The organism is Mycobacterium sp. (genome assembly GCF_039583785.1).
Classification (GTDB): domain Bacteria; phylum Actinomycetota; class Actinomycetes; order Mycobacteriales; family Mycobacteriaceae; genus Mycobacterium.
Genome location: NZ_JAVKSG010000093.1, coordinates 1 through 9,856, shown reverse-complemented (window position 1 = coordinate 9,856; position 9,856 = coordinate 1). Strand labels below are relative to the sequence as shown.

Sequence of the window (9,856 nt, the reverse complement as noted above, 5' to 3'; positions counted from 1 at the left end):
AAAAATACCCGGGTGACCGGCTAACCGAGGCGCGTGGGGGTTCCCGACGTAGCCGGGTTATGTTGTGGGAGCGGGGGTTTGCGGGAGCGGGGTTTGGTCAGGCTGCGGGTTCGAGGGTGACTCGGTAGCCGAGCGCCTTGAGCTGGGCGAAGTGGTTACGCAGCTTGCGTTCGGTGTCGTTGTGACGGGCGTGGTAGGCGCTGCCAAGATCACGGAACCGCGCTGTGGGGTCGGCCAGCAGGTGTCAGCGGAATCGCCGACCAGACACGTCACCCGAGCCCCCACTCGTCGAAACGGCCGGAAAAAGCATCCTGTAACCTGCCCTCGAATGCCGTCTGGTGAAGGGAAATCTCATGACTTCCGGCGTCGAGCAGTTGGAGTTTCAAGCCGAGGCGCGACAACTCCTGGACTTGATGGTCCACTCGGTCTACTCCGACAAGGACTCGTTTCTGCGGGAGTTGATCTCGAACGCCTCCGACGCGCTCGACAAGCTCCGGATCGAGGCGTTCCGAAACAAAGATCTGGACCCGGACAACACTGTCACCTCAGACCTGCACATCGAGATCGACAGGGACACCGAGGCCCGCACTCTTACCATCCGCGACAACGGCATCGGCATGTCCCGGGCCGAGGTGGTCGATCTGATCGGCACGCTGGCCAAGTCCGGGACCGCCGAGCTGCGCCAGCGGTTGAAGGACGCGAAGAACACTTCCGTGTCCGAGGAGCTGATCGGCCAGTTCGGCATCGGCTTCTACTCCACCTTCATGGTGGCCGACAAGGTCGAGTTGCTCACCCACAAGGCCGGCGAGAGCGAGGCCACCAGGTGGGAGTCCAGCGGCGACGGAACCTACACCATCGCGACGGTGGAGGACGCGCCGCAGGGAACGTCGGTCACCTTGCACCTCAAGCCGGTCGACGCCGAGGACGCGCTGCACGACTACACCTCGGAGTGGAAGCTGCGGACGCTGGTCAAGAAGTACTCCGACTTCATCGCGTGGCCGATCCGGATGGAGGTCGAGAAGCGCTCCGCCGAGGACGGCGAGGAGACCGTCACCACGGAGGTCGAGACCCTCAACTCGGGCAAGGCGCTGTGGGCGCGGCCCAAGGACGACGTGTCCGACGAGGAGTACAAGGAGTTCTACAAACACATCGCGCACGCCTGGGACGAGCCACTCGAGGTGATCTCGATGAAGGCCGAGGGCACGTTCGAATACCAAGCGCTGCTCTTCATTCCGACGCGGGCCCCGCTCGACCTGTACGAGCCCGACGCCACCATCGGTGTGCAGTTGTACGTCAAACGCGTCTTCATCATGGGCGACTGCGACCAGCTGATGCCCCGCTACCTGCGCTTCGTCAAGGGTGTCGTCGACGCCCAGGACCTGTCGCTGAACGTGTCCCGCGAGATCCTGCAGCAGGATCGGCAGATCAACGCGATTCGGCGCCGGTTGACCAAGAAGGTCCTGGCGACCATCAAGGAGTTGCAGTCCGAGCGGCCCGACGACTACCGCACCTTCTGGCGTGAGTTCGGCAAAGTCCTCAAAGAAGGGCTGATGCGCGACTTCGACAACCAGGAGACGCTGCTGGCGGTCTGCTCCTTCGCCTCGACACACAGCGAGGACCAGCTCACCACGCTGGCCGAGTATGTCGGGCGGATGCAAGAGGGCCAACGGCAGATCTTCTACGCCACCGGCGAATCGCCGCAGCAGATTCTGGCCACCCCACACCTCGAGGCGTTCAAGGCCAAGGGATATGAGGTGCTGCTGCTCTCCGACACGGTCGACGAGATCTGGCTGGGCTCGGTCACCGAATTCGACGGCAAGCCGTTGCAGTCGATCGCCGTGGGCGACGTCGACCTCGACACCGCGGAAGAAAAGTCGGCGCACGAGGCCGAACGCAAAGAGCAGCAGGAGAATTTCGCCGACCTGCTGGCCTGGCTGACCGAGACGCTCAGCGAGCACGTCAAGGAAGTGCGCCTGTCCACCCGTCTGACCGACTCGCCGGCCTGCCTGATCACCGACGCGTTCGGCATCACGCCGTCGCTGGCCCGCATCTACCGGGCCACCGGCCAGGACGTGCCGGTCGGCAAGCGGACGCTGGAACTGAACCCGACGCACCCGTTGATCATCGGCCTGCAGCAAGCCCACAAAGACCGCGGCGACGATCCAGCGAACGGCGAGACAGCCGAATTGCTCTATGGCGCAGCACTTCTGGCCGAGGGTAACGCACCACAAGATCCGGCTCGGTTCGCCGAATTGCTGACGAACCGGTTGTCGCGGACCATCTAGCTTAGCCGCCGGCTTCGCCGTGCTTGACCTGATTGAACGGCACACCCCGGTCGGCGGCGAATTCGCGCGGGAAGTTCAGCACTCGTTCGCCGATCACGTTGCGGGCCAACTCGCTGGTGCCGCCCCCGATGCAGACCGTCTGACGGGACAGGTAACGCAGGCCCGCCTCCAGGGCCTCCCCCTCGGCGCCGACGACGCCAGCCGTTCCGGTGATAGCCAATCCGGCGTCCATCTCCAAAGTGACTGTCTCGGCGTGGAATAGCCGCAGCAGGGTTCCGGCAGCGGGCGGCAGCGAGCCGTCGTTCACGCCGCGGAAGACATGCGCGCCCAACTGGTCGCTGACGGCCCGGTGCACCAGCGCGCGCCCGGCGATCTGGCGCACCCGCTCGTTGTCGGATTGCCCGGTCTTCGCAAGCAGCCGCACGTAGTTCACCGGTGTCGAAAGGCCGCCCTCGCTGCCGCTGCCGCTGGCGAATTCCGAACCCATTCCCACCGCGCGGCGTTCGTGATAGAGCTGACGTGAGGCGACCGACCACCCGTCGTTGACCTCGCCGACGACCGCGTCGTCACCGACGTCGACGTTGTCGAGGAACTCCTCGCAAAATTCCGTCGAGCCGTTGAGTTGAGTGATGCGCCGCAACGTGATCCCGGGATGCTTGATCGGAACCAGGAACATGGTCAGGCCGTCGTGCTTGGGCACATCCCAGTTGGTGCGGGCCAGACACAGGCCGTAGTCGGCGCCGAATGCACTGGTGCTCCACGTCTTTGCGCCGTTGAGCACCCAGCGGTCACCGTCCCGCTCGGCACGGGTGAGCACACCCGCGAGATCCGAGCCGCCGCTCGGCTCGGACAACAGCTGAACCAGTATCTCGTCGCCCCGCAATGCGGCGCCGATGTGCTGACGTTTCTGCGCCTCGCTTGCGGTGTCCAACAGCGTCGCGCAACAGATGGTGAAGGTCGGCGTGTTGAGGATCAGCGGCATCTCATAGCTGAGGCTCTCGTCGTTGAACGCCTTCTGATACTCGTAGTCCAGACCGAGTCCGCCGTACTCGCGGGGGAAGCAGATCCCGGCGAATCCACCGTCATAGAGTCGCTTTTGGAGCTCACGGGCGCGCTGCCAGCAGCGCTCTTCGTCACGGTGCGCCGCCGGCGGATGCGCCGGGTCGATCGGCGGCATGTTCGCGGCCAGCCAGGTTCGCGCGCGGGCGCGGAACTCGTCGATGGATTCGACGTCTGTCACGGCGCCGGTTGCCTCGATCATCAGGCCGACCTCGGCGCCTGCTGTGCGGCCTCCTGCAGCGCGTACACCCGGAGGTTGTGTTCTTCCGGGGTGCCGAACATGGAGCGGTACAACGTAGCTCGGCGCAGGTACACGTGCAGGTCGTGCTCCCAGGTGACGCCGATTCCGCCATGCATCTGCACGCAGGCCTGGATGATTTCGCCTGCCATCTCACCAACGTACGACTTGGCGATGGCGGCCGACAACGACGCATCGGGAGACCGCTTGGAAATGGCCGTCACCGCCGCGGTGGTCGTGGCTCGGCACGCCTCCAGCCACATCTTCATGTCGGCGAAACGGTGCTTGAGCGCTTGATAGGACGCCAGCGGGCGACCGAAGCTGTGCCGGTCCAGGGCCCACGCCACGGTGAAGTCGAAGACCGTTTGCAGAATGCCGACCACCTCGGCGCACTGCAGCACTTGCGCAATCTGGCTTTGACGGTCGATATCGGCTGCGCCGCCGAGAGCCGCGGCGTGGTCGACCTCGACCCCGTCGAATTGCACACGGGCGTATTGCTTGACCAGGTCGATCGACAGCTGCGGCTCGATGTGCACGCCCGCTGCGTCGGTGCGGACCAGAAACTGGCGCACACCGTCGTCGGTGCGCGCAACCACCAGCAGCAGACCGGATTGCGCACCGGCCTCCACGCGGTCTTTGACACCGTCGATCCGGTAACCGGAATCGGTCGCCGTCGCGGTGACCGACGGCTCGTGCGGCGCCCACCCCCGGCCCGGCTCATAGACCGCCCACGACGCGATCGTCTCGCCGGCGATCAGCGACTCGATCGTCCCCGCATGGGCGTGCGGTTCGGTGGATTCCATCAGCGCCGTCAACACGACGCTGACCGGGTACAGCGGGCCGGGAGCCACCGTCTTTCCGAGTTGTTCGGCGACCATCGCCAGGTCGGCGAACCCGTCGCCGGACACGCTGCCGCCGCCGAGTTCCTCGGGAACCAGCAATGCCGTCCAGCCCAGTTGCGCGGCTCGCTGCCACCAGGTCGGCTCGAACGCGACGCCCTGAGAGTGCAAGTCCCGCACTCGACTCAGCGGAAGCTCTTTTTGCAGAAATGCTTGGGTGGTGGCGGCGAAGAGTATCTTTTCGGGGGAATCGACGGCAGTCATGATGTTGGCGAAGACCTTCCTGGCCGTGCGTCCCAGTCGGTGATCGCTGGTGACCCGATAGTAGCAATGAGCACTACCGTAAGAGATACCGGAGTTCAATCGATAATGACGTTTCCAAGCCGCGCCCGCCATGGCTGACGCCGACGAAGAGTCGCAGGACGCCGCCAAGGCGAAGTTGGACGCGATCGCGCTGGCCGAGCAAGCCGAGGCCGAGGCCGCCGAGGCCGAAGCCCTCGCCGCAGCCGCACGCGCCCGGGCCCGGGCCATCAAGCTGCGGCGCGAGGCGGAGTCCGCAGCCGAGCGCAAAGCGCAGCTCGAAGCCGAGGTAACCACCCCAGACTCCGACGAGGCCGACAACGCGGCCATTGCAGCCACCGACGACACGGCCGAGTCGGCTCAGACGCCGCAAACGCCCGAGCCACCCGATTCTGCAGAATCCGAACCGGCCGACCGGCGCCGGGTGACGGTGTCGCTGGCTCTGACCATTGCCGCGGTTGTCGCCATCGTCGGACTCCTGGGGGCCAGCGGCTGGATGGCCTGGCACCATCACAGCGTCGTCAAGGAGCGCCAGCGTGCCGCAGCCTACGTCGCGACCGCCCGACAAGGCGTCGTCAACCTCACCTCGCTGGATTTCAACAAGGCCAAGGAGGACGTCCAACGTGTGCTGGACATTGCCACCGGCGAATTCAAGGATGACTTCCAAAGGCGCGCGGAGGATTTCGAGTCCGTGGTGAAGGATTCCAAGGCGGTGACCGAAGGTTCGGTCGCGGCGACCGCGGTCGAGTCGATGAACAAGGACTCCGCGGTCGTGCTGGTGCTTGCCAATGAGCGCGTCACCAACATCGCCGGTGCCAAAGACCAACCGCGGACCTTCCGGTTCCGGGTGAGTGTGGTGCACGACGGCGACGACCTGAAGCTGTCGAAAGTGGAGTTCGTACTGTGAGCGACGACGACACCACAGCCGACGTCGAGCCGACCGCAGCCGTCGAGATCGACACGTCCGACGACACCAGCGCCGGCGAGGTCAAGCGTCGGGTGGCTGCCGTCCCGGTCATCCCCTTGGTGTTGCTGCTGGCGCTGTTGGCCGCCGGCGGACTCACCGGTTGGCTGTTCTTCACCCAGTACCGGCCCGACGAGCAGACCGACAGCGCGGTCGCACAGAGCGTCGTCAACGCGGCGCGGGACGGCACCGTGGCCCTGCTGTCGTACAAGCCCGACACGCTCGACCAAGACCTCGCCGCGGCCAAGTCACACCTCAGCGGTGACTTCCTGAACTACTACAGCGATTTCACCAAGCAGGTCGTGACCCCGGCCGCCAAGTCGAAAGGGGTGACGACCACCGCTCAGGTGGTCAGCGCGGCAGTGTCCGATCTGCACCCGGATTCGGCGGTGGTGCTGGTCTTCGTCAATCAGGTCACCACCAGCAACGAGCGACCGGATCCGTCGATGGCGTCCAGCAGCGTGGAGGTGTCGCTGAACAAGGCGAACGGCCAGTGGCTGATCACCAAGTTCGAGCCGGTCTGATCAGCCGACCAGACGGCGAAGGACCGCAGTGTGTGGGCGGCCGGGTGGCTTCGTTGCTATTTATATTATGATAGCGAAATTCCCGGTCACGAAGGAGCGGCAATGACGCTGCGCACCGAACTCTCAGATGTTGGGGATCAGCCGGTCGTCCTCGACACCACCGGCGAGACCAGCCCCTACCCGTTCTTCGAGTACATGCGGCGCACCGATCCGGTGTTCCACGGCACGTTCATGGACATCGAGATGTTGCCGCCGGAACTGAAGCCAGACGACGAGTGGGTGCTGTTCGGTTACGACGGAGTCTTTCAGGCCTTCCGCGACGAGAAGGCATTCACCTCCGCCGGCTACGACAAGACGATCGGTTTGGTGATGGGACACACCATCCTGGCGATGGAGGGGAAAGAGCATCACGACCACCGCAGCTTGGTGGCCAAAGCCTTTCGGGCCACCGCGCTGGAGCGGTGGGAACCGTCGGTCATCGGGCCCGTCTGCGATCAGCTCGTCGACGAGATCAAAGCCGATGGGCACGCCGACTTGGTGAAGGCACTGACGTTCGAATTCCCCACTCGGATCATCTCCGAACTACTCGGTCTGCCGCGCGAAGACCTCGACATGTTCCGGCGACTCTCGCTCGGCCTCATCTCCATACAAACCGACATCGAGGCGGGGTTGATCGCTGCCACCGAGTTGCACGGTTACTTCTCCGACCAGGTTGAGCAGCGACGCAAGAAGCCCACCAACGACATCATCGGCGACCTGTGCACCGCCGAAATCGACGGCGAGAAACTCGACGACGAAGCGATCATCGCCTTCCTGCGGCTACTGCTACCCGCCGGACTGGAGACCACGTACCGGTCATCGGGCAACCTGCTCTATCTGTTGCTGACACATCCCGACCAATTGGCGATGGTCCAGCAGGACCGGTCGCTGATACCGGCCGCCATGGAAGAGGGGTTGCGGGTCGAGACCCCGCTGACCATGGTCATGCGAACCACGACCCGCGACATCGAAGTCAGCGGCACGACAATCCCGGCCGGCGCTCAGGTCGACCTGTGCATGGGATCGGCCAACCGCGACGGGAGTCGCTGGCCGGATGCCGACAGCTTCGACATCCAACGGCCCCGCCAAGCACACATCGCATTCGCCGGCGGTATCCACGTATGTCTGGGAATGCACTTGGCGCGCTTGGAAACCCGGGTAATGCTCAACAGTATGCTGGACCGGGTGGGCAATCTCAGGCTCGAGCCGGACGACGAGACCCGGATCGTCGGGGTCACGTTCCGCTCGCCCAACAGCCTGCCCGTGACCTTCACCCCGGCCGCATGAAAAGCCGCGCCGCGATCCTGCACGACGTCGGCGGGCCCTGGTCTGTCGAGCAAATCGAGCTGGATCCCCCGAAGGCCGGCGAGGTTCTGGTCAAGATGGCCGCCGCCGGTTTGTGCCACTCCGACGACCACATCCGCAAGGGCGACATGTCCGCGCCCAACGAGGTGATGCGTTCGATGGGGCTGCCGAGCATGTTCCCGATGATCGGCGGACACGAGGGCTCGGGCATCGTGCGCGACGTCGGTCCCGGCGTCACGGATTTCGCTCCGGGCGACCACGTGGTGACGTCGTTTGTCGCGGTCTGCGGCCAATGCCGTTGGTGCGCAACCGGAGCCGAGTACATCTGCGACGCCGGTATCGGCACCATGATCCCGGGCATGCCCACCGACGGCACGTTTCGCCACCATACTGCCGACGGCCGGGACCTGGGCCACCTCGCGAAGGTCGGGACCTTCGCCGAACACACGGTGGCATCCACCAGATCGCTGGTGAAGATCGAGCAACACCTGCCGTTGGCGCCAAGCGCCCTGCTGGCGTGCGCGATCCCCACCGGCTACGGCTCGGTGTCCAACCGCTCGAACATGCGCGCCGGCGACACCGTGGTGGTGATCGGCGTCGGCGGTATCGGAACGGGCGCGATCCAGAGCGCCCGGATCAACGGCGCCGCGCAGATCGTCGCCGTCGATCCCGTTGATTTCAAACAGAAGTCGGCATTGCGGTTCGGCGCCACGCACAGCATCGGATCGGCCGAGGAGGCGATGGACCTGGTGCGGGGTCTGACGGACGGCGTGATGGCTGACGCGGTGGTGGTCTCGCCGTCGTTGATGAGCCGCGAGGACGTCCGCGACGGGGTGGCTTTGACCCGCAAGGGCGGCACGTGTGTGCTCACCGGGATGACGTCGCAACTGACCCAGTCGGTCAAGATCAACCTGCAGGACTTCATCTTGATGAACAAGACGTTGGCGGGCACCATCTTCGGCTCGTGCAACCCGAAGGCCGACATCGACCGGTTGGCCAAGCTGTATCAGAGCGGGCAACTGATGCTCGACGAGATGATCACCCGACGGTACCGGCTCGACGACATCAACGACGCCTACGCCGACCTGCTGAACGGCGAGATCATCCGCGGCATAATCGATTTCGGAGTGTCTTAGCCTGCGCTCGGCCGTCGAGCAGGTGGACGCCGCCGGCCTGGGCGAGGTGATCGTGGTGGGGCATTCGCTTGCCGGACTGACGGTACCCGGCATGGTGGCGAAGCTGGGGCCCTCCCGGGTTCGGGAGATGATCCTGGCCGCCGCCTGCCTGCCCGCGCAGGGTACGGCGATCGTCGACACGCTCGTCGGGCCGCTGGCCTGCTACGTCCGCCGGACGGTGCGATTGCGTAGGCCACCATCGGTCACTCCTAATCTGTTGAGCCGCTTGATTTTCTGCAACGGCATGACGCGGGCGCAGCGCCGGTTCACGCTGTCGCGGATGCACGCCGAAGCGACGACGCTGATTGCCGAACCGGTCGACCGCAGCGATCTACCCGACAACGTTCCGCGGACCTGGATCCTGACGCTGCGCGATCACGCCCTGTTTCGACGCACGCAGTTGCGCAGCATCGCCGCACTCGGCGGTGTGCAGACGCTGATTCCCATCGACACGTGTCACGATCTGATGATCAGCGAGCCGCGGTGGTTGGCCGAGATCCTGATCGAGCGATGTCGGTTGTACTGCGAGGACGGCTACCCCCAGGCCTGAAACCACCTGTGCCATTTTGGTTTCACGCCTGTGGATAACTTTCCGCGGATGTCGGAGCGAATGGCTAGAATTCGAACATGTGTTCTAGTAGTCGTGAGGAGGTCGTCGAGGTGCTCGACGCGCTGGAGGCCGACTACAAACGCGCCCTGGATTTGACGTTCGACGCGCTTACCACCCCGGAGCGGTTGGCCGTGTTGGAGCGGTGGGAGAAGTTTCGCCGCTGGCATCCCGCCGTGGAGCATCCGCTGATCAACCAACTGGCCGCACAAGCTTCTGCAGCCGAGTTGGGCGGCAAACTGGCGGCGGTGCTGGCCGACCGGCTGCGGATCAGCCGCACCGAAGCCTGCCGGCGGGTGCACGAGGCCGCCGACCTGGGTGAGCGGCGGGCGCTCAATGGCGAGCCGCTGTCACCGGTACTTGCCGCGACCGCTACCGCGCAGCGCCGCGGCGACCTCGGTCCCGGCCACGTCGCGGTGATCCGCACCTTCTGGCATCGGCTACCCGGTTTCGTCGACGTCGGGACCCGCGCCCACGCCGAGGCCCAGCTGGCGGGCTTGGCCGGTGCACACCGGCCCGAT

Annotated in this window: 9 protein-coding genes; 7 read left to right on the top strand and 2 right to left on the bottom strand. The window is 65.1% G+C overall.

From position 1 onward, the window contains the following. Positions 1–353: 353 nt before the first annotated feature. The gene (gene htpG, locus ABDV69_RS18840; RefSeq protein WP_343577110.1) at positions 354–2,285 is read left to right on the top strand and encodes a molecular chaperone HtpG; all 1,932 of its coding nucleotides are present in this window, start codon (positions 354–356) and stop codon (positions 2,283–2,285) included. Position 2,286: 1 nt separating this feature from the next. On the opposite strand, the gene ABDV69_RS18835 is transcribed toward htpG, so the two are convergent. Further along, positions 2,287–3,546 (bottom strand): acyl-CoA dehydrogenase family protein, encoded by a 1,260-nt coding sequence (locus tag ABDV69_RS18835; RefSeq protein WP_343577108.1) that lies wholly within the window; start codon positions 3,544–3,546, stop codon positions 2,287–2,289. Then, positions 3,546–4,685 carry an acyl-CoA dehydrogenase family protein gene (locus tag ABDV69_RS18830; RefSeq protein WP_343577105.1) on the bottom strand — a complete coding sequence of 380 codons (1,140 nt, stop codon included), beginning with the start codon at positions 4,683–4,685 and terminating at the stop codon, positions 3,546–3,548. Before ABDV69_RS18830 ends, ABDV69_RS18835 begins: the two co-directional genes overlap by 1 nt. A gap of 130 nt (positions 4,686–4,815) precedes the next feature. Here ABDV69_RS18830 and ABDV69_RS18825 point away from each other — a divergent pair, with 130 nt between their 5' ends. From ABDV69_RS18825 to ABDV69_RS18800, 6 genes are all read left to right on the top strand, one after another. Then, positions 4,816–5,628 carry a hypothetical protein gene (locus tag ABDV69_RS18825; protein ID WP_343577104.1) on the top strand — a complete coding sequence of 271 codons (813 nt, stop codon included), beginning with the start codon at positions 4,816–4,818 and terminating at the stop codon, positions 5,626–5,628. 47 nt (positions 5,629–5,675) lie between these two features. Continuing rightward, positions 5,676–6,209, top strand: coding sequence for a hypothetical protein (locus ABDV69_RS18820; protein WP_343577114.1), 534 nt, complete (start codon positions 5,676–5,678; stop codon positions 6,207–6,209). A gap of 102 nt (positions 6,210–6,311) precedes the next feature. Continuing rightward, entirely contained in the window at positions 6,312–7,535 is a 1,224-nt protein-coding gene (locus ABDV69_RS18815; RefSeq protein WP_343577103.1) for a cytochrome P450, read from the top strand. Further along, positions 7,532–8,689, top strand: a complete 1,158-nt coding sequence (locus tag ABDV69_RS18810) for a Zn-dependent alcohol dehydrogenase (protein ID WP_343577101.1) — start codon at positions 7,532–7,534, stop codon at positions 8,687–8,689. Before ABDV69_RS18815 ends, ABDV69_RS18810 begins: the two co-directional genes overlap by 4 nt. Next, positions 8,673–9,278 carry an alpha/beta fold hydrolase gene (locus ABDV69_RS18805; protein ID WP_343577112.1) on the top strand — a complete coding sequence of 202 codons (606 nt, stop codon included), beginning with the start codon at positions 8,673–8,675 and terminating at the stop codon, positions 9,276–9,278. The genes ABDV69_RS18810 and ABDV69_RS18805 overlap by 17 nt, the downstream gene beginning before the upstream one ends. A 77-nt stretch (positions 9,279–9,355) precedes the next feature. Continuing rightward, the coding region (locus tag ABDV69_RS18800; RefSeq protein WP_343577099.1) for a DUF222 domain-containing protein at positions 9,356–9,856 on the top strand (501 nt) is incomplete at its 3' end.